The organism is Lamprobacter modestohalophilus (genome assembly GCF_016583905.1).
GTDB classification, from domain to species: Bacteria; Pseudomonadota; Gammaproteobacteria; order Chromatiales; family Chromatiaceae; genus Lamprobacter; species Lamprobacter modestohalophilus.
In genome coordinates, this window is the sequence record NZ_NRRY01000006.1 from 45,253 (window position 1) to 65,154 (window position 19,902).

General features: G+C 63.0%; 15 protein-coding genes. 10 read left to right on the forward strand and 5 right to left on the reverse strand.

The annotated features are described in order from the left end of the window. Positions 1-62 precede the first annotated feature (62 nt). From CKO42_RS27895 to CKO42_RS05755, 8 genes are all read left to right on the forward strand, one after another. On the forward strand, positions 63-1,877 hold the full coding sequence (locus tag CKO42_RS27895) for a replication-associated recombination protein A (RefSeq protein WP_274608884.1): 1,815 nt from the start codon (positions 63-65) through the stop codon (positions 1,875-1,877). A gap of 92 nt (positions 1,878-1,969) precedes the next feature. After that, the gene (locus CKO42_RS05725) at positions 1,970-4,468 is read left to right on the forward strand and encodes an AMP-binding protein (RefSeq protein WP_200240339.1); all 2,499 of its coding nucleotides are present in this window, start codon (positions 1,970-1,972) and stop codon (positions 4,466-4,468) included. A 272-nt stretch (positions 4,469-4,740) separates the two neighbouring features. After that, on the forward strand, positions 4,741-6,678 hold the full coding sequence (locus CKO42_RS05730; protein ID WP_242479150.1) for a c-type cytochrome: 1,938 nt from the start codon (positions 4,741-4,743) through the stop codon (positions 6,676-6,678). A gap of 63 nt (positions 6,679-6,741) precedes the next feature. Continuing rightward, positions 6,742-7,107 carry a fluoride efflux transporter CrcB gene (gene crcB / locus CKO42_RS05735; RefSeq protein ID WP_242479151.1) on the forward strand — a complete coding sequence of 122 codons (366 nt, stop codon included), beginning with the start codon at positions 6,742-6,744 and terminating at the stop codon, positions 7,105-7,107. 95 nt (positions 7,108-7,202) lie between these two features. Continuing rightward, positions 7,203-7,529: a DUF190 domain-containing protein gene (locus CKO42_RS05740; protein WP_338034854.1), complete on the forward strand. Its 327-nt coding sequence runs from the start codon at positions 7,203-7,205 to the stop codon at positions 7,527-7,529. Positions 7,530-7,625: 96 nt separating this feature from the next. Beyond that, a complete protein-coding gene (gene serS, locus CKO42_RS05745; protein WP_200240341.1) occupies positions 7,626-8,912 on the forward strand; it encodes a serine--tRNA ligase in 1,287 nt (428 codons plus the stop codon). Between the two features lie 156 nt (positions 8,913-9,068). Further along, positions 9,069-9,452 (forward strand): DUF4870 family protein, encoded by a 384-nt coding sequence (locus CKO42_RS05750; protein ID WP_200240343.1) that lies wholly within the window; start codon positions 9,069-9,071, stop codon positions 9,450-9,452. A gap of 3 nt (positions 9,453-9,455) precedes the next feature. Further along, entirely contained in the window at positions 9,456-11,009 is a 1,554-nt protein-coding gene (locus CKO42_RS05755; protein WP_200240345.1) for an ATP-binding protein, read from the forward strand. Positions 11,010-11,119: 110 nt separating this feature from the next. Here the strand turns inward: CKO42_RS05755 and CKO42_RS05760 are convergent, their stop codons facing one another. Together CKO42_RS05760 and CKO42_RS05765 are read right to left on the reverse strand one after the other, a co-directional pair. Beyond that, a complete protein-coding gene (locus CKO42_RS05760; RefSeq protein WP_338034855.1) occupies positions 11,120-11,443 on the reverse strand; it encodes a helix-turn-helix domain-containing protein in 324 nt (107 codons plus the stop codon). Further along, positions 11,433-11,810 carry a type II toxin-antitoxin system RelE/ParE family toxin gene (locus tag CKO42_RS05765; RefSeq protein ID WP_200240350.1) on the reverse strand — a complete coding sequence of 126 codons (378 nt, stop codon included), beginning with the start codon at positions 11,808-11,810 and terminating at the stop codon, positions 11,433-11,435. Before CKO42_RS05765 ends, CKO42_RS05760 begins: the two co-directional genes overlap by 11 nt. 86 nt (positions 11,811-11,896) lie before the next feature. Here CKO42_RS05765 and CKO42_RS05770 point away from each other — a divergent pair, with 86 nt between their 5' ends. Together CKO42_RS05770 and CKO42_RS05775 are read left to right on the forward strand one after the other, a co-directional pair. Next, the gene (locus tag CKO42_RS05770; RefSeq protein ID WP_200240352.1) at positions 11,897-13,060 is read left to right on the forward strand and encodes an aminotransferase class I/II-fold pyridoxal phosphate-dependent enzyme; all 1,164 of its coding nucleotides are present in this window, start codon (positions 11,897-11,899) and stop codon (positions 13,058-13,060) included. Positions 13,061-13,206: 146 nt separating this feature from the next. Further along, positions 13,207-13,641 carry a DUF29 domain-containing protein gene (locus tag CKO42_RS05775; protein ID WP_200240355.1) on the forward strand — a complete coding sequence of 145 codons (435 nt, stop codon included), beginning with the start codon at positions 13,207-13,209 and terminating at the stop codon, positions 13,639-13,641. Here the strand turns inward: CKO42_RS05775 and CKO42_RS05780 are convergent. The 3 genes from CKO42_RS05780 to parC all read right to left on the reverse strand — a co-directional run bounded on the left by CKO42_RS05780 (position 13,620) and on the right by parC (position 19,552). Then, positions 13,620-15,329, reverse strand: a complete 1,710-nt coding sequence (locus tag CKO42_RS05780; protein WP_200240365.1) for a sensor domain-containing diguanylate cyclase — start codon at positions 15,327-15,329, stop codon at positions 13,620-13,622. The genes CKO42_RS05775 and CKO42_RS05780 overlap by 22 nt on opposite strands. Positions 15,330-15,543: 214 nt before the next feature. After that, on the reverse strand, positions 15,544-16,956 hold the full coding sequence (locus CKO42_RS05785; RefSeq protein WP_200240367.1) for a DegQ family serine endoprotease: 1,413 nt from the start codon (positions 16,954-16,956) through the stop codon (positions 15,544-15,546). A gap of 331 nt (positions 16,957-17,287) precedes the next feature. Further along, complete coding sequence (parC, locus tag CKO42_RS05790; RefSeq protein ID WP_200240370.1) at positions 17,288-19,552, reverse strand: DNA topoisomerase IV subunit A; 2,265 nt, start codon at positions 19,550-19,552, stop codon at positions 17,288-17,290. Positions 19,553-19,902: the final 350 nt, after the last annotated feature.

Sequence of the window (19,902 nt, forward strand, 5' to 3'; positions counted from 1 at the left end):
GAACCTGGCTGCGTGGGCGCTGTAGGATAGGGTGTTTTATAGCCCGCGTTGAGCTTGCGTGAATGATCCGACCCGCCAACAAGTCACCGATCTCGCATGTTCCTCTAGCGGAGCGGATGCGCCCGCGTCGCTTGGATGAGGTTGTCGGCCAGTCGCATCTGCTCGCGCCGGGGCGACCGCTGCGCGAGGCCATCACCGCCGATCGACCGCATTCGGCGATCTTCTGGGGGCCGCCGGGTACCGGAAAGACCACCTTGGCGCGGCTGATCGCGGCAGCGTCTAACAGCCGATTCTTGAGTTTGTCGGCGGTGTTGGCTGGCGTTAAAGACATCCGTGCTGCCGTCGACGAGGCGCGCCTTGTGCGGGCGACTGAGCAGCGCGGCACCATCCTGTTTATTGATGAGGTGCACCGGTTCAACAAGGCACAGCAGGATGCCTTCTTGCCCCATGTTGAGGACGGCACGCTGGTCTTCATCGGCGCCACGACTGAGAACCCCTCGTTCGCGCTCAATAATGCGCTGCTGTCGCGAGCGCGTGTCTATTTGCTCAAGCCGCTGGAGCTGGTTGATCTAGAGCAGTTGGTGGACCGTGCGCTCAGCGACCCTGAGCGTGGTTTGGCCGATCTCGAACGCGCTCTCGAAAGCGCTTCCGCTCCCGTTTCCACCTCCGCTCCCACGTTCTCTCCCGCTAGAAGCGTCGTTGGAGGCACAGGCCAACAAAAGAGTATCGGGTTAGAGGGCGCTGAAGGCGCAGAAGCGACCGAAGCGGCTGAAGCGACTAACGGGGCTGACGGGGCTGAAAGGGCTGGGGGTGCTGGAGTAGCTGAAGTTGCGCTGTTTGGCAGCAGCGCTCAGGGACGTATTCTGATCGATGCCGAGACGCGGCGCCTGCTCGCTGAGGCTGCCGATGGCGATGCGCGCCGGCTGCTGAACCTGCTTGAGCTGGCCGCCGGCTTGGCTTCGCCGGTCGCGGCTGATCACCCATCTGAGTCGATCTCGCAATCAGAGCCGAAACTAGAGGCGAAGATGGCTCCAGGTCCAGGTCCAGGTCCAGGTCCAGGTCCAGGTCCAGGTCCAGGTCCAGGTCCAGGTCCAGGTCCAGGTTCTGGTCCAGGATCTGGTCCAGGATCAAGCCCGATGCCAGGTCTACAGACATCGTCTGCACTTGAGGCACCACCAAAAGGGGCGTCAACACAGGCGTCAGCAGCAGCGCTACGCCCTAGCCGCCGCATCAGCCTTGAGACCCTGCGCCAGGTCATCGAGGGCAGCGTCCGCCGCTTCGACAAGGGTGGCGACGCCTTCTACGATCAGATCTCGGCACTGCACAAATCGGTGCGTGGCTCGGCGCCGGATGCGGCACTGTATTGGCTGGCACGGATGATCGATGGCGGCTGCGATCCGCTCTACATCGCGCGGCGCTTGGTGCGGATGGCCAGCGAGGATATCGGCAATGCCGATCCGCGTGCGCTCACCATTGCCATGGATGCCTGGGACGCGCAGCAGCGTCTCGGCAGCCCAGAGGGTGAGCTGGCGCTAGCGCAGGCGGCGGTCTATCTGGCCAGCGCGGCGAAGAGCAATGCCGTCTATCGGGCCTGGAACAGCGCGCTTGAAGACGTGCGCAAGCAAGGCTCGTTGGAGGTGCCGGTGCATCTGCGCAACGCGCCGACTCGGCTGATGAAGGCGCTTGGCTATGGGCATGCCTACCGCTATGCCCATGACGAGCCGGATGCCTATGCCGCCGGCGAGCAGTATTTTCCAGACGACATGGCGCCACGGCGCTACTATCAGCCGGTCGACCGGGGCCTCGAGATCCGCATCAAAGAGAAGCTCGAGCGCCTTGCAGAACGGGATCGCGCCGCAGCCGCGAAGCCTCGATAATAGCGGGATCATTGATTCCTATCGGTTTTGCCCCGTTCAGCCTATTCAACTAGCGGCGCCTCGCACTAGCACCTGACACCACCTCCTCTCCTATGCTCTTACAAGAACACGATGTACCTGCGCTGATCTGGAACGATCAACGCGTTGACTATCGCAGGCTACTGGCGCGTATCGACGCGCTGTCGCGGTCTTTTCCCGGCGTCCCCGGCGACGATGCCCCCTGCGACGATCCCTCTGGTCACAAGGTGGCGATCTTTTCCGAGAATCGGCTGGAATGGGTCTATGCCTTCTATGCGGGCTTGAAACAGGGCTGCACCCTGGTGCCCATCGACTTCATGAGCTCGGCAGAGGATGTCGCCTATATCCTGCGTGACTGCACGCCGTCGCTGGTGTTCTGCTCCAACAGCACGCGTGAGATCTTGACACAGGCGATCGCAGCGAGCGATCAGCAACCCCTGGTCCTGGTGTTGGACGACCTCGATCTGGCAGCGGCTGATGGCCGCGTCGAACCCTTGCCAGCACCCGCGCCCGACAAGACCCTGCTGCTGATCTATACCTCGGGCACAACCGGCAGCCCCAAGGGCGTGATGCTGAGCTGGGACAATCTGCTCGCCAACATCGAGTCGATCTCAGAGGACGTGCCGATCTACACCCCAGGGCAACGGGTCCTCGCGCTCCTGCCGCTGCATCACATCTTTCCGTTGCTTGGCGCCCTCATCACGCCGCTGTATACCGGCGGCACCTGTGTGTTTTCTCCCTCCATGGCCTCGGAGGATATGCTGCGGGCGCTGAACGACCATCAGGTCACGATCATCATCGGCGTGCCGCGGCTGTATCGGCTGATCACCAAGTCGATCAAGGACAAGATCAACGCCAGCCGTTTGACCCGTCTGCTGTTCCAGTTGGCGGCCAAGATCAACTCGCCAGCCTTCTCGAAGCGCCTGTTCGCCAAGGTGCATGCGCGTTTCGGTGGCCATGTGCGCTTTCTGGTCAGCGGCGGCGCCAAGCTCGATGAAGCGGTGTTCCGGGATCTGACCACCCTCGGCTTCGAGGTGCTGGAGGGCTTCGGCATGACGGAGGCGGCACCGATGATCACCTTCACCCGCCCCGGCGAGGCCCGGCTCGGTGCTGCCGGTCGCCCGATGCCCTGCAACGAGGTGCGGATTCTCGACGGCGAGATCATCAACCGCGGTCGCAACGTCATGCAGGGCTATTTCAAGCGCCCGCAAGAAACGGCAGCGGTGGTCAAAGACGGCTGGCTGCATACCGGTGATCTCGGCTATCTCGACGACTCCGGCGCCTTGCACATCACCGGTCGCAAGAAGGAGATCATCGTCTTGCCCAGTGGCAAGAACATCAATCCGGTCGAGATCGAGGACAAGCTGTCTGCGGCAACCGACCTCATCGGTGAGGTTGCCGTGTTCCAGCATCAGGACAGCCTGGAGGCGGCGGTGGTGCCGGACTTCCGCAAGGCGCGGGAGCAGGGCATCGCTGACCTGCAGAAAACCCTGAATGAGCGGGTGTTGGCGCCCTATAACCAAGCGGTCACGCCTTACAAAAAGGTGATGAAGCTGCACTTGCTTGGCGAGGAGCTGCCCAAGACCCGGCTGGGCAAGCTGAAGCGCTTTTTGCTGCCCGAGATGGTCGCCTCAACGACGACCCGCGCGGCGGGCCCGGCGGAGCCGGATGATCCTGAATATAAGACGATTCAGCAATTTCTTCAGCAACAGAAGGAATGCGAGGTCTACGCCGGTGATCACCTGGAGCTGGACTTGGGGCTCGACTCCCTCGACCGCGTCGGACTGCAATCCTTCCTGCAGGCCACCTTCGGGGTCGGCGTGACGGATGAGACGCTGATGGAGCATCCGACGGTGGGTCGCATCGCCGAGTTTATCCGTGACAAGAAGACCAAGATGGCAGTCTCGGTGGTGGACTGGGCGGAGATCCTGAAACAGCGCAGCGAGATTCACTTGCCGCGCAGTTGGCCAGCGCACAATCCACTCCGACACGGCATGGCCGCGCTGGCGCGCGGTTACTTCCGCTTGAGTGGCACCGGCATGGAGCATCTGCCGTCTGGCCCCTGCATCCTGGCGCCGAATCACCAGAGCTTCCTGGATGGCCTGTTCGTCGCCGCCTTCCTCGACAATGCGACGATGAAGCGGACCTATTTCTTCGCCAAGGCGAAGCACGTCAACAGGCCTTGGCTGCGCTTTTTGGCGGCGCGCAACAACGTCATCGTGCTGGATCTGGAGCGCGATCTAAAGCATGCGTTACAGAACCTTGCGGAGGTGCTGCGCCAAGGCTGTAACCTCATCATCTTTCCGGAGGGCACCCGCAGCAAAGACGGCGTCGTGCGGTCGTTCCGCAAGACCTACGCGATCTTGGGCCGGGAATTGGGGGTGCCGGTGGTGCCGGTGGCCATCAGAGGCGCCTGGCGAGCCTTGCCGAGCGGCTCCTGGCTACCGAGGCTCTCAGCACCGATCAGCGTCGACTTCCTGCCCGCCGTCGTGCCTGGCGAGCGCAGCTATGAGGATCTGAATCAGGCCGTGATGGATCAGGTCGTGGCAGTCGTTAGCGGGTCCGCGAGCTGAACGCTTTGAGCGCTTTGAGCGCCTGCGATCGCAGCCAGCGCGTGCGGGGTGTCGCTGCGCTCCAGTTGAGATCTAGATCTAACGCGCATGGCGTCGCGCCACCCCGGCCGATCCCTCATGAGGGATTGACGTTCATGTTCGGGCGTTCAGCGTTTCGCAGTTTGGCTGTTGCATCGGCCATACTGCATCTCAGTGTCCGATTCGACGACAGGCTCCTCCGGGGTAGCCTCATTATTCGCTCCCACTAAGCTCCCACTAGGTTGTCAGCCAACATGCAGAATCAAGATCGGTCGGCTGTTTCGCGCGTTGCCATCGCCGCCTCCCTGCTGATTTATGTCGTGTCCTGGGTTGCCATGCCTGGGGTCTCGGGCGCCGCGGCGACTTCGCCTGACGTCAATCTCGCCGAGGCGTTAGTGACTCAAGGCGATTCGCAGCGCGGCATCGAACCCTGTGCCAAGTGCCACCAGGCCGATGGCGGCGGCAGCGAGGAGGTGGGCGCGCCGCGCTTGGCGGCTCTGGGGGCGGACTATTTGGCCAATCAGATCCAAAACTTTCGTAATGGCAATCGCAAGCACCCGATCATGGCGCCCTGGGCGAAGTTGCTGAGTGAGCAGGAGATCACCGCGCTGAGTGCCTACTTTGCTGCGCTGCCGCCGGCGAGCAACGCACAGGTACCCAAGCATCTGAACCCAAAAGATGGTGCCTGGCTCGCCCTGTACGGCAACTGGGACGGTCGGCGGCTGCCGGCCTGCCAGCAGTGCCATGGTCCGCTCGGTATTGGTGTTGGCGAACATTTTCCGGCGTTGGCGGGTCAGCCCTACAACTACCTGGTCGGTCAGCTTGCGGCCTGGGGCACGGGCGAGCGTCGCGGCGACCACGACGGCATGATGGCGGCGGTTGCGCATCGGCTGACCCTGGCTGAGGCGCAGCATGTCGCGGCCTTCTATGCCGTCTTGCCGGCCGCGCAGGCGGTGGAGAGCGTGCGCGAGCTTGATACTGGCATCTGGGTGCCGAGCGCCGCTGGACTGAGGCCGCCAGCCTTTGTCGTTGCCCCGGCGACGGCGCTTAAGTCGCAGACTCAGCCAGGGGTTCAGCAGGCCGCTGCGGAGCCGGCTGGACACGCGCAGGCCAGCCGGCAGCGGGGCGATCAGCCGCTGGCCTATGGGGCGGGTAAGCCGCAGCCGGCAGAGCAGCAACCGGCCAATGAAACAGCCGAAGCGCAAGGGACAGCAGGGCAGCCTGCCAAGCCACACTGGTGGTCGTCGATCATGCCGAAGGCGCACAAGGACGCCTTGTCTCATCAAGGCCCGGTCGCACCCGGTCGCGCGCTCACCGATGAGCGCCATTTCCAGCCGCCGTCGCGCAGCGAGCGGCCAACCGATGAGTTTGGCGAGATGGTCGCGCTGGGCGAGTCCATCTTCAGCCATACCTATCGCCATCAGATCTCGGGCCAGTACGTCGGTAACGATCAGGTCTGCGAGGGTTGCCATCTGGATGGCGGCCGTCTCGCCAATGCGGCGCCGATGTGGGCCGCCTGGGTCGCCTATCCGGCTTATCGCGCCAAGAACAACAAGGTCAATACCCTGACTGAGCGGATTCAAGGCTGTTTTGCTTACTCGATGAATGCGCAGGCGTCCGAGGTCGGTCATCCACCCGCTGCCGATAGCACCACGGTACTTGCGTTGACCAGTTATCTCTACTGGCTGGCCCAGGACGCACCGACCGGTGATCGGCAGATGCCCGGGCGCGGTTATCCGGCGCTTGCTCAGACCGAGCAAGGCTTTGATCCAGACCGAGGTGAGGTGGTTTACGCCAAGCACTGCGCGGTCTGCCATGGTGATGAGGGCGAGGGTGGCTACGCCGGCACCGAGATGGTGTTTCCGCCACTCTGGGGTGAGCGCTCCTATAACTGGGGCGCCGGTATGCACCGGATCGATATCGTTGCTGCCTTCATCAAGACCAACATGCCGCTCGGCAATTACCTGGAGCTAACCGATCAACAGGCCTGGGATGCCGCGGCCTACATCAACAGTCATGAGCGCCCGCAAGACCCGCGTTTTAACGGCGATCTCGCTGAGACCATGAAGCGCTTCCACGGTGGTGAGTTCGACTACTATGGTGTCAGGGAGGCGCGCGATGGCAGCCTGCTTGGATCGGGTGCGATGTCTCCGCCAACTTCAGGCGCCAAAACCGAGGTTGATGCCGACTGATCCGCTCGATCAGTCGGCAATTCGAATGAAAAGACGAGCACGGCAAGGCGAATGATATTGCAGATGCTGTCGATTGCAGGTGGTGGGGCGCTGGGCGCGGTGGCGCGGTTTGGCGTCTCAACCGGCGTCTATCGGCTCTTCGGTCGCGACTTCCCTTGGGGAACCCTGGTGGTGAATGGCCTTGGCTCCTATGCCATGGGCCTGCTGTTCGTGCTCTTTTTGGAGCGCGGCCTGGTGGCGCCTGAGCTACGTGCCGCGGTGCTGGTTGGCTTTCTGGGCTCCTTCACCACCTTCTCGACCTTCTCGCTCGAGACGCTGACGCTGGTGGAGCAGGGCGAGATGGTGCGTGCGCTGCTCAATGTTGCCGGCAGTCTGCTGCTCTGTCTTGGAGCCTGCTGGGCCGGTATCATCAGCGCGAGGCTGCTATGACCAAGCCAGGGTTTGTGCATCAGCAAGAGGACGTTAAGACGCTGGGGTCGGGGTCCAAACCGGGTTCAGATTCTGGGTCTGAGCGCGAGCATGGTGTGATTTGGGCGACCATGGTCCGTGTCTACCTGACCGAGTCGGATCACGGCCTGAAGCCGCTGTTGAAATGCCTGCATGATGAGCTTGGCGTGCTGGGTGCGACCGTGACGCGCGGCGTTGCCGGCTTTGGCGCCTCCGGCGTGGTGCACAGTGCGGGCTTGGTCGATCTATCGACCGATCTTCCGCTCGTACTGGAGTTTTTCGATCGGCCAGACCGAGCACGCATCGCGATCGAGCGCATCAAAGATTTCGTCGAGCCCGGGCATGTGGTGTCTTGGCGTGTGTGCGTCGAATGTGACGACGAGGTCCAGGTATCACCCGGCTGAAGCGAAAACGAGCAGCGGCATTTTGATCTGCTGCCTCATCATTCACTGAGCGTGCATTCGACACCAACGCGCACGCCCTGACCAACAGACATCATCATGCTTGACCCGAAACTTCTTCGCAGCGAGCTCGACCAGGTGGCCGCACAGCTTGCGCGCCGCGGCTTCCGCCTCGACACGGCTCGCATCGAGGCCCTGGAGACTCGCCGTAAGGCGCTGCAAGGCGAGGTGCAGGAGCTGCAGAATCAGCGCAACGTCAAATCCAAGGCGATCGGCAAGGCCAAGGCCGCCGGCGAAGACATCGAGCCGATCATGGCCGAGGTCGCTGCCTTCGCCGATCGGCTGAAGGCGATGGATGCCGAGCTCGAAGGCATCCAAGCCGAGCTGCGCGAGATCGCCCTCGGCATCCCCAATCTGCCCGATGCCAGCGTGCCCGATGGTGCTGATGAGAGCGCCAACCGCGTCGAGCGCACCTGGGGCGAGCCACGCGCCTTCGATTTCGAGCCTAAGGACCATGTCGATCTCGGCGTGCCCGTCGGCTGGATCGACTTCGACGCCGCCGCCAAGCTCACCGCCTCCCGCTTCGCCGTTCTGAACGGGCCGATGGCGCGGCTGCACCGGGCGCTGATCCATTTCATGCTCGATCTGCACAGCGAGGAGCACGGCTACAGCGAGACCTATGTGCCCTATCTGGTCAACGCCGACAGCCTGCGTGGCACCGGCCAGCTGCCCAAGTTCGAGGAAGACCTCTTCCGGGTGCCGGGGCCGGAGCGCGATTTCTATCTGATCCCGACCGCCGAGGTGCCAGTCACCAACCTGGTGCGCGACCTGATCTGCGACGCCGCCAGCCTGCCGCGCAAATGGGTCGCGCACACCCCCTGTTTCCGCAGCGAGGCGGGTTCATACGGTAAGGACACGCGCGGCATGATCCGGCAACATCAGTTCGAGAAGGTCGAGCTGGTGCAGGCGGTGCGGCCAGAAGACTCGTTCGCCGCGCTGGAGCAGCTCACCGGCCATGCCGAGACCGTGCTGCAGCGTCTCGGGCTGCCTTATCAGGTGGTCACCCTCTGCTCCGGCGATCTCGGCTTCTCGGCGGTCAAGACCTACGACCTCGAGGTCTGGCTACCCGGCCAGCAGCGCTACCGGGAGATCTCCTCCTGCTCCTGCTTTGGCGACTTCCAGGCGCGCCGGCTGCAGGCGCGCTGGCGTAATCCCGAGACCAACAAGCCCGAGCTGCTGCATACGCTGAATGGCTCCGGGCTCGCGGTCGGGCGCACGCTGGTGGCGGTGCTGGAGAACTATCAGCAGGCCGATGGCAGCATCGAGGTGCCTGAGGTGTTGCGGCCTTACATGCGTGGCTTGGCCGTCCTCGAACCGGCCGGCTGATGCTCTGGCCTCTGCTGCTGATCCAGCATGTGCGGCCGGTGTTGGCGAATCGCGCTGCCTGCTGTGCCAGATCCTTCACCTTTATGATGCTGGAGCCGAAAGCGCGGGCTGAACGCCGGCGCTGAACAGGTCCTCATAGTTCACCGGAGTGGCGCCATGAAAGATCCCATCCCACCCTTGCCATCGACATCCCAGTCATCGAACCCTAATCCGTCGACCTCCAACGCCCAGATCATCTACATCCTCTATCTGGTCAGCCTGGTGGTTGGCGTCACCGGCATCGTTGGCGTGATCATGGCCTATGTGTATCGGGACACGGCGCCAGATTGGCTGCGCAGCCATTATCGCTTCCAGATCCGCACCTTCTGGATCGGGCTGCTCTATGTCGTCTCAGGCATGCTGCTCAGTGTGGTGTTGGTTGGTTTCTTGCTGCTGTTGTTCTGGCTGATCTGGCTCATCCTGCGCTGCGTCAAGGGCCTGCAGCAGCTTGAACGCCGTGAGCCGATCAGCGATGTCGAGACTTGGCTGTGGCCGAAATAGCGCATGCCACGCAAACAACTCCCCATCGGCATCCAAACCTTCAGCGAGATCCGCGAAGAGGATTACTACTACGTCGACAAGACCGGCTTCGCGCTGCGGCTGATTGAGGCGGGCAAGTACTACTTCCTGTCGCGACCGCGCCGCTTCGGTAAGAGCCTATTCTTGGATACGCTCGCGGAGCTGTTCAGCGGCCATCAAGCCTTATTCAAAGGGCTCGAGGTGGATCACCAGTGGGATTGGTCTCATACCTACCCAGTCATCAGGCTCAGCTTTGCCGACGGCGTGCTCGGTGATCGGGCCGAGCTGGACGCCAAGATTGGCGAACTGCTCGACGAGAATGCGGCGCGGCTTCAAGTCGAAGCGTCTTCCGCGACGCTCTCCGGGCGATTCCGCCACCTGATTCGAGCGCTCCATGACCAGTCCGGCGAGCGCGTCGTGGTCTTGGTCGATGAATACGACAAGCCGATCCTCGACAACCTGCGCGATCCCGCGACCGCGCGCGCCATGCGCGACGGACTACGCAACCTCTATTCGGTCATCAAGGACTCGGATGCCCACATCCGCTTCGCCTTCCTCACCGGCGTCTCTAAGTTCAGCAAGGTCAGTCTGTTCTCAGGGCTGAATAATCTGTTCGACTTGACCGTCTCGCCAAGCTACTCAGGGATCTGCGGCTACACCGAAGCCGATCTCGATCGCGTCTTCGCCCCGGAGCTTGAAGGACTCGACCGCGAGCAGATCCGTGCCTGGTACAACGGCTACAACTGGACCGGTGAGGCCGTCTACAATCCCTTCGACCTGCTCCTGCTGTTTCGAGAGCGGATCTTTCATCCCTGGTGGTTCGAGACCGGCACGCCGACCTTCCTGGTCGACCTACTCACCCAGCGCGGTTTTTTCACCCCGCGCTTGGAGCGCCTGCAAGCGACCGAAGCGCTGCTCTCCGCCTTCGATGTCGAGCACATCAGTAACGAGGCCCTGCTCTGGCAGACCGGCTACCTCACCTTCACCGGCTCACGCCAGATGGGCGCGCGCCTGCAATACAGCCTCGGCTATCCCAACCTCGAGGTCGAGAGCTCGCTCAACGACGCCCTGCTCAAGGGCCTGATGGGCGATCCCTCGATCGCCGAAGGTGCTATCAGCCGGCTCTACGATGTCTTGCTCGCCAGCGATCTCGACGCCCTGCGCCAACACATCCAAAGCCTGTTCGATGCCATCCCACACCAGTGGCACGACGGCCATCCCATCGCCCGCTACGAAGGCTTCTATGCCAGCGTCTTTTACAGCCACCTCGCCGCGCTCGGCCTCGACCTGGCCGCCGAAGACGCCAGCAGCCACGGCCGGCTCGACCTGCGCCTGCGCTTCAACGGTCAGCTCTGGCTCTTCGAATTCAGGGTCGTCGAGATCGAGCCCGAAGGCCAGGCCCTGCAGCAGATCAAAGACCGCGGCTATGCCGACAAATACCGCGCCGAGGGCCTGCCGATCCTACTCATCGGCATCGAATTCAGCCGCGAGCGGCGATCGTTGGTGGGGTTTGAGACCGAGATCATCGCGCGAACTTGAATGCTGCACGGCGATGAACAGGATGAACAACCGTGCCAGTCTGTGAGATCGGTGGACAGCATGAGCGCGTCGATGCGACGTCCCCCAAGCCGCCAATAAAGCCTGGCAATTCAGATCAGCGCATCCAAGCCCTTTCGCTCGAGTAGATTCAGTAGCTTTTGTGAAGGCCCGCTCGGGTGTTTGTCGCCCTGCTCCCATTGGCGCACGGCAGATGCGCTGGTATTCAACAGCGAGGCAAGCACCGTTTGGCTTAACCGATAACGCTCGCGTAACCCTCGGATGCGCTCGGCGTCGTAATCAGGGATCGCCTTGAGGCATAACGCATCGTACTCGCGCATGCGGCGCTGATCGATGAACCCGAGTTGGTGAAGATCGGCTGCACTTTCGTGTACCGCATTCAAGATGTGACTCTCTTCTGCTGTCTTAATGCTCACGGCAAATCTCCTCGAGTGCTCCGGTTGCAAGGGCTTGGTCAAGCTCCGCGTTGCTGCGCGCGAGCCAATCCTGAGCGAGCGCCTGTAGCGCCTCTTTTTCATCTGCACGGATATTGGCGCGCGCCTTTTTCTCGAAACCGAACAGGAACAACCACCGAGTGTCCTTGTTCGTGGCGACCAGGGTTCTGCTGCCTCCACGCTTACCATGTCCAGCAACGGCGACCCGTTTCTTGAGGACGCCAGCGCCCAGGTCAGCATCAATCAGTCCCTTTTGCATCTCTTGCACCGCCAGACAGAGCATCTCATCGGTCAAGGCAGTTTTGCGCATCCAGCGACAAAAGAGGCGTGTTTTGAAGACGCGTTGCATCCAGTGAGTGTACTACTTTGTGGTAGTGTTTTTGAGGTATTCAACCGGTGTCTCATGTGAGTAGAACTGTTTCTGGAGCCGCAATGATGACAAGTCGCCTCGCCGAGCGTATGGCGCTGATCCAGCCGTTTCATGTGATGGAGGTGCTGGCCAAGGCGCAGGCGCTGGAGCAGTCGGGCCGGGATGTGATCCACCTCGAGATTGGCGAGCCGGATTTTCCGACTCCCGAGCCGATTCTGGCGCGCGCGCAGGCGGCGCTTGAGGCTGGCGAGACCCGCTATACCGCCGCGCTCGGTCTGCCGGAACTGCGCGCACGAATCGCAGCTCAGTATCCCGCAGCGGCGCGTCCGAGCCCAGAGCGCGTGGCGTTGGTGCCGGGCTCATCGGCGGCGTTACTGGTGACCTTCGCGCTGTTGCTCGATCCTGGCGATGAGGTGCTGCTGGCCGATCCGGGCTATCCCTGCAATGCCAACTTCATCCAGCTCTTTGGCGGGGTGCCGGTGCGCATTCCCTGTGGTCCGGAGACCGGCTATCAGCTCACGCCGGAGTTGATCCGCGCGCATTGGACCGAGCGAACCCGCGCAGTGCTGCTCGGCTCACCAGCGAATCCGACCGGCGCGGTGATCACGCCCGAGCAGATGAGCGCGATCGCGGCGACCCTGCGCGGGCTTGGCGGAACCCTGGTGGTGGATGAGATCTATCAGGGGCTGGTCTATGACGGAGCAGTGGTCCGCAGCGCCCTGCACGACGGCGACGACCTCTTCGTGATCAACAGCTTCTCGAAGTTCTACGGCATGACCGGCTGGCGCCTCGGTTGGCTGGTGGCGCCGGCGGCCTATAGCGATGCGGTCACTCGGCTCTGTCAGAACCTGTTCATCTCCGCGCCGACCCTCTCACAGCATGCCGCGCTCGCGGCCTTTGAGCCGGCCACCCTAGCCGAGCTGGAGCAGCGTCGGCAGGCGTTCCAACAGCGCCGAGACTTCCTCGTGCCAGCGTTGCGCCAGCTTGGCTTTCAGGTGCCGCTGGTGCCGGCCGGTGCCTTCTATGTCTATGCCGATGCGAGCGACCTCACCGACGACAGCCAGCATTTCGCCGACCAGGTGCTGGAGCAGTCCGGCGTCGCGATCACCCCCGGGCGGGATTTCGGCGACTACCGCCAGCATGAGCATCTGCGTTTCTCCTACGCAGCGCCGCTGGAACGGTTGGAAGAGGCGATGGAAAGGCTGCGCCGGTGGCTCTCGCATAGCTAATGTTGACATGAATCTCGCAAGATTCACCTGCCGGTGTGGTGCTGCGCCATGATCGTTAGGCGCATTCGCTGCCAAGGATCGATTGTGGTCTGGCGATCAAACTCGATAAGCTGGTGGCTCCCACAGCGCATCCATGAGCCGCCTTGATGAGTACTTATGACACCGACTTTCATCAGTGGATCGAAGAGCAATCCGCCCTGCTGCGGGCCGGCAGCCTCGCGCAGCTCGATGTGACCCACTTGATCGAGGAGCTGGAGGGCATGAGCGCACGAGAGCGACGGGAGCTGATCAACCGCCTCGCGGTGCTGCTGGCGCATCTGCTCAAATGGGAATACCAGCCTGAGCGCCGCAGTATCAGCTGGCGCTTGACGATCAATGAGCAGCGCCGTCAGCTCGCATTGTTGCTCGAAGATAGCCCCAGCCTGCGGCAGCGCCTGCCCGAACTGCTCGTGCGCAGTTATCGCCATGCGACCCGTGCCGCGATGGAAGAAACCGGCTTTCTGACGTCACCGTTTCCCGAGCATTGCGCCTACAGCATCAGCGAGATCCTGAACGAGGATTATTGGCCAGCAGGGCATTGAGTTTGGCTAGGGGATTCAGCTTGCCCTGGTGATGGAACTTGCCCAGCTGATTGAACTTGGCCCCGAGTCAGGTCTCGCGCGAGACAGATCCGATTCTTGCCCGCACCCTTGGCGCGATACATGGCGTCATCGGCTAGGCGCATCAGCGTCTCTGGATCATCGGCATCGTCCGGCCAGAGGGCGAGGCCGATGCTGGCGCCAACCTGCATCTGGTTCCAGGACAGGGCCGCGATGCGCGCGCGCAGCTTTTCCGCTGCCTTCTCGGCCGCAGTCAGCTCCTCGATCTCGGCAAGCAAGACGACGAACTCATCGCCACCCTGGCGGGCGGCAAGATCGGTGGCGCGGCAATTGGACGCCAAGACCTGTGCCACGTCGATCAGCACCTGATCGCCGGCCCTGTGGCCATGGCGGTCGTTGATGGCCTTGAAGCCGTCGAGGTCCATGAACAGCAGGGCGAAACGACGCTCATGGCGCTTCGCCCGTTGCGCCTCCTGCAGCAGTCGCTCCTCGAAGGTGGCGCGATTGGCCAGCCCGGTCAGCGGGTCGAAGCGCGCCATGGCCTCAAGATGCCCCCGGTAGCGGCGTCGCTCGGTGGCGACGACGAGCCAAGCCCAAGTGCCGATCGCAAGCAGGACCAGGACCACAGCGCCGATGATCACTGCCTGCAAGATCACTGCATGGCGCCAGCCGTTGATGAGCGCCTGCGGCACCTTGGACATCAGCACCCAGCGATAATAGCCGGTGTCGGACAAGCTCTCGGCGCGGAGGCCGCGCTGATCGAGGCAGCCTTTGAGGCCGTCCAGCGGATAATAGTGCTCGAAGGTGAATAGGCCTTCGGGAACCGCGTAGGTACCGCTCGGCTGCTGATTGATCTGCGCCCAGACCGCGGGATAGTGGTGCGCCATCCGATCCTCGGCATGCTCGGGAAACATGAAGCCCCAACCCAGCGGTGGATTCGGCGTCACCAGCCAGTAGCCCTCGTTGTTGACCATCATCGGCTGGCCAACGCTGAGCCCAGCGGTGGCCTCGACCTGATCGAGCATCCGCTGCGCCATCAGGTTGATCAGCACGATGCCGCGCTTGTCGCCGGAGGCATCGACCACCGGGGTGCCGACCCGGATCATCGGCTTATAGGGCTCTTCGATCTCGCCGTGCTCGATGTTCAGGTCTAAGGGTGAGACGTAGATCTGCCCCGGCTCGAGCGCCATCGTCTCGCGGAAGTAGTAGCGGTTCGCCTTATCTTGCAGCTCCGTCTCAGCAACGATGGCCGGGCGACCGCCGTTGTGGTTGACCCTGACGATCTCCTGGCCCTGGTCGTCGAGGAAGCGGATCTGGTCGTAATCGTCGGTATTGCGCGCGAGCGCGAGGTATTCGGCGGCCATCGCCAGGCGTGCCTCCTGCCGGTCTTTCAGCAACAGATGGCTCAGCTCATTCTGTTGTGCCAGCACACAGAGATCGGTCGCGACGGCCTGCAGCCCGGTCTTCACCGCCTCGCGTTGCAGATCGACGGCGAACCGCTCGCTGCGCTCAACCGCCTCCATGCGCGCGGCGATGGACCAGAGCGCATAGCCGCCGAGCGTGCCGATCGGGACCAGCGCTAACAGCGGGAAGATGAGCAGGAACGCGCGCCAGGGCACGATCTCGTGTTGCGCTTGTTGCGCTTGTTGTTCTTGTTGCTGTTGATGCATCGGCGGATGCTAGCCGAAACCTCGCTCGAGCGCCGCTGTTTCAGCGGGTGGTTGAGACACTGTCTGCCACTCCGCGGGCGGTTGAGCCGCGCCTGTTGCTGCGGGAGCAGGCGAGCCAGCTCGGGTCAGTCGTGGCTCGCTGTGGGGCGTTGGGGGGTGCGGGCATCAACCTTGTCTGGCGCCTCCCGCGCATCGAGCAGGCTCAGCTGCTGCATCAACGCCGCGCGAGCAGCAGCAGTTGGCCGTTGCGCAGCACCTGCGCGCTGTAGAGTCCGCCAGAGCCGCGTAGGGCCTGGGCAACATCCTTGACCTCAGCAATAGCGCGCCCGTTGAGCTGGATGATCAGATCATCCTCGCGCAGCCCATTCTGCCAGGCCGGGCTGCCGGGGCGGATCGGGCCGACCACCACGACGCGGGTTTGACCGCGGTTGGAGCGTCGCGTCGCCTCGCCGATCAAGGCGCCCTCGAGCGCTGGGCTGAGGGTCTCGCCGTGAACGAAATCGGCATAGGGATCATCGATCTGCGCCTTGAGCCGACGGGTCTTGCCGTCGCGCAGCACCTCCAGCTCGATGCGGGTGCCGGGCGGCAACAGGCCGACCCGGGAGCGCAGATCGTTGGCGCTGTTTACCGCGCGCCCATCGACCCCGGTGATGATGTCGCCAGGCTTGAGGCCAGCCCGCAACGCGGGCGAGTCGGGCTCCAACGCGGCGACCACGGCACCACGAAAGCGATCGATCTCCAAGGCGCTGGCGATCTCCGGGGTCAGATCCTGCACCCCGGCGCCGAACAGGCCGCGACGCACGCTGCCATGCTCGAGGATCTGTTCGACGACGATCTTCACCATGTTGGTCGGGATCGCAAAGCCGATGCCGACGTTGCCGCCGCCAGGGGCGAGGATGGCGGTGTTGATGCCGACCAGCTCGCCACGCAGGTTGACCAAGGGTCCGCCCGAGTTGCCGGGATTGATCGAGGCGTCGGTCTGGATGAAGCTCTCATAGCCCTCGATGCCGAGCCCGGTGCGCCCGAGCGCGCTGACGATGCCGGAGGTGACCGTGTGCGCGAGCCCAAACGGACTACCGATGGCGACGACGAAATCGCCGACCAGCAGCGCATCCGAGTCAGCGAGCGGGATCGCGGTCAGCGCATCGGCCTCGACCCGCAGCACGGCGATGTCGGTCTCGGGGTCGGAACCGACCAGCTCGGCCTCGAGCCGGCGGCCGTCGTCGAAGGTGACGCGGATCGTATCGGCAGCGCGCACTACATGATGGTTAGTGAGGATGATGCCGCGCTTGGCGTCGATGACCACGCCTGATCCTAGGCTTTGACTCTCGCGATTCCGCTGATGGCCGGGGATGTCGAAGAAGCGCCTGAAGAACGGGTCGCGCAGCAGCGGATGCTCAGTCGCGGCGATCTCGGTGATGGTCGAGACATTGACCACGCCCGGCACGGTCTCTGCGAGCATCGGCGCCAGTGACGGCAGCGGCTCGCCATCGACTGCGGCCGGTAGGCCGGCGAGCGCTAGCGGTGTCGTCAGCGCCAGCCAGGCGGCGAGCAGTGCGGTGCTTAGAGTGCGAAAGAGAGGCTGGGCACTCTGCGAGGTGAATGCTTGAAGGTGAAACACAGGCATTGGTGCTAGCGACAGATTCTGCGGTTGGTCGATTCGCGGTTGGTCGATTTAATCAAGGCATAGCTGAGTGGCTGTCAATTTTCTACTTCCCGATCATCACTCAACCATGGCTCTCAAATCGGAAAGAAGTTGGTGGACAGTTTCTTAAGGGCAACGCGCCTGAGATGCCATTTGATCCTTGCGCAGCAACGAGGCCAGTATGGGCATGGATGGCTGGGTCAGCATTGGGTTCCATGCCACCTGATCAGGGCGCTACAGGGGCCGCCTGGGTCAACCCTAACGCGTCAAGATGCGCTTCAATCTCGCTGGGTAGACGCAACGCTAAGATTACTCAAGCCTTGTAGCCGTCAGGTAGCTCCATTCCCTCGACCCGTTGGAACCCGCGTGGTAACAAGGCCCCCCGGCGTCCGCGTTCGGCCTGATAACGTTCGATGTCGGCCGGTTTTAGCGTCAGTTGACGCTTACCGCTGAGGATGCTGAGGTTCGCTCCCGTCGGCAAGGTGCAGATGGCGGCGACCACCTCTTCTCGCGATTTCACGCGGGCACTTGGGATACCAATCAGCTTGTTGCCTTTGCCGCGCGTCAGCTCTGGCAGCTCGGCGACCGGGAACACCAGCAGATGACCGGCAGTGGTGGCCACTGCGACCAGTGCATCCGGTCCGTTCGACACCGACACCGGCAGCAGAACCTGCGCGCCTTCGGGCAAGGTCAAGACCGCCTTGCCGCCGCGCGGCTTGGCGATCAGGGCCTCCAGCGGACAGATGAAGCCATAGCCGGCATCCGAGGCCATCAGCAGACGCTGTGTGGGATCACCACCAAGCACAGTGACGAAGCTCGCGCCCTTGGGCGGATCAAGCCGGCCCGTCAGGGGCTCGCCCTGTCCACGGGCCGATGGCAGCGAATGCGCTGGCAGCGAATAGCAGCGTCCAGTGCTATCCAAGAATACGGCTGACTGATTGCTGCGCAGTCGAGCCGCAGACAAGAAGCGATCCCCAGCCTTGTACGAGAGGCTGGAGCCGTCGATCTCATGGCCCTTGCCCTGGCGTACCCAGCCCTTCTCCGAAATCACGACGGTGACCGGCTCGCTTGGGGTCAGCTCGGTCTCATTCAGCGCGCTAGCCAGCGCCCGTTCGGTCAGCGGCGAGCGGCGCGCATCGCCATGCTTCTTCACATCCTGCTCGATCTCGTCGATGATCAGGTCGCGTAGCTTGGTCTCGTCGCCAAGGATCGCCTGGATGCCGTCTCGCTCCGCCGCCATCGCATCCTGCTCGGCGCGGATCTTCATCTCTTCGAGCCGCGCCAGCTGCCGCAGCCGGGTATTCAACACATACTCGGCCTGCACCTCGGAGAGGCCGAAGTGCGCCATCAGCACCGGCTTCGGCTCGTCCTCGGTGCGGATGATGCGGATCACCTCGTCGATATTCAGAAAGGCGATCAGCAGGCCGTCTAACAGGTGCAGCCGCTCGAGCACCTTGTCGAGCCGATGCTGCAGCCGGCGCCGCAGGGTGCTGCGCCGATAGGTCAGCCACTCGGACAGGATCTCGCGCAGGCTCATCACGCGCGGCCGGCCGTTGAGCGCAATCAGGTTCATGTTGACCCGATAGCTGCGCTCGAGATCGGTGGTGGCGAACAGATGCGACATCAGCCGCGCGACATCGATGCGGTTCGAGCGTGGAACCAGCACTAGGCGCGTCGGGCACTCGTGGTCTGATTCATCACGCAGATCTTCGAGCATCGGCAGCTTCTTCGCCTGCATCTGCGCGGCGATCTGCTCCATCACCCGACTGCCGGAGACCTGATAGGGCAGGGCGGTGATGATGATGTCGCCCTGCTCCAGCTCGTAGCAGGCGCGTTGCTTGATCGAGCCGTGGCCGGTCTCGTACATCCGCCGGAGTTCGGCTGGCGGCGTAATGATCTCGGCCGCGGTCGGGAAGTCTGGCCCGCGGATATGGCGCATCAAGGCATCCAGCTCGGCGTTCGGATGCTTGAGCAGGTGGATGCAGGCCTTGGCGACCTCGCGCAGATTGTGCGATGGGATGTCGGTGGCCATGCCAACGGCGATACCGCTGGCGCCGTTCAGCAGCAGATTCGGTAGCCGAGCCGGTAAGGTCTTTGGCTCCTCCAAGGTGCCATCGAAGTTCGGCTGCCAGTCGACGGTGCCCTGCGCGACCTCGGCCAACAGCAGATCGGCATAGGGTGTCAGGCGCGACTCGGTGTAGCGCATCGCCGCAAAGGACTTGGGGTCATCCGGTGAGCCCCAGTTACCCTGGCCATCGATCAGCGGATAGCGATAGCTGAACGATTGGGCCATCAGCACCATCGCCTCGTAGCAGGCGCTGTCGCCATGCGGATGGAACTTACCGAGCACATCACCGACGGTGCGCGCCGATTTCTTGAACTTCGCCGTCGCCGTGAGCCCGAGATCAGACATCGCATACAGGATGCGGCGTTGGACCGGCTTCAGCCCATCGCCGACGTGCGGCAGGGCCCGGTCCAGGATCACGTACATCGAGTAATCGAGGTAGGCCTTTTCGCTGAACAGATGCAGTGGCAGGCGCTCGAGGCCTTCGGGGCTATAGATCGGGGTGTCGGTCATGCGGTGGCGGTCGGCGGTTGGCCGAGATTGATCAGAGGTGAATGCGGCGAGCGGCCGCCGCTTGGGGGCCTTGATTGGGCGCCATCAGCGCCCAGGGTCGCAGGCGTTGGATGGCTGGTGCGGGATTGGATAAATGACGTGAAAACCCAGCGCAGAGCGCCAAGATCAGCGGATGCTAACCAGCTGGCCTGGGGGGCTAAGACCCAGCAATCGATTGGCGGGCCATCTCGTAACGACTGACGTCGACCTTTCATGACTGATCAAGGAGCGCGCCGAGAGCATCGACGGGCTCAGTGATCAGCGTGGCAAAGATTGAAGGCGGACCAAAAAGACCCGCCAGCCAGTATGAG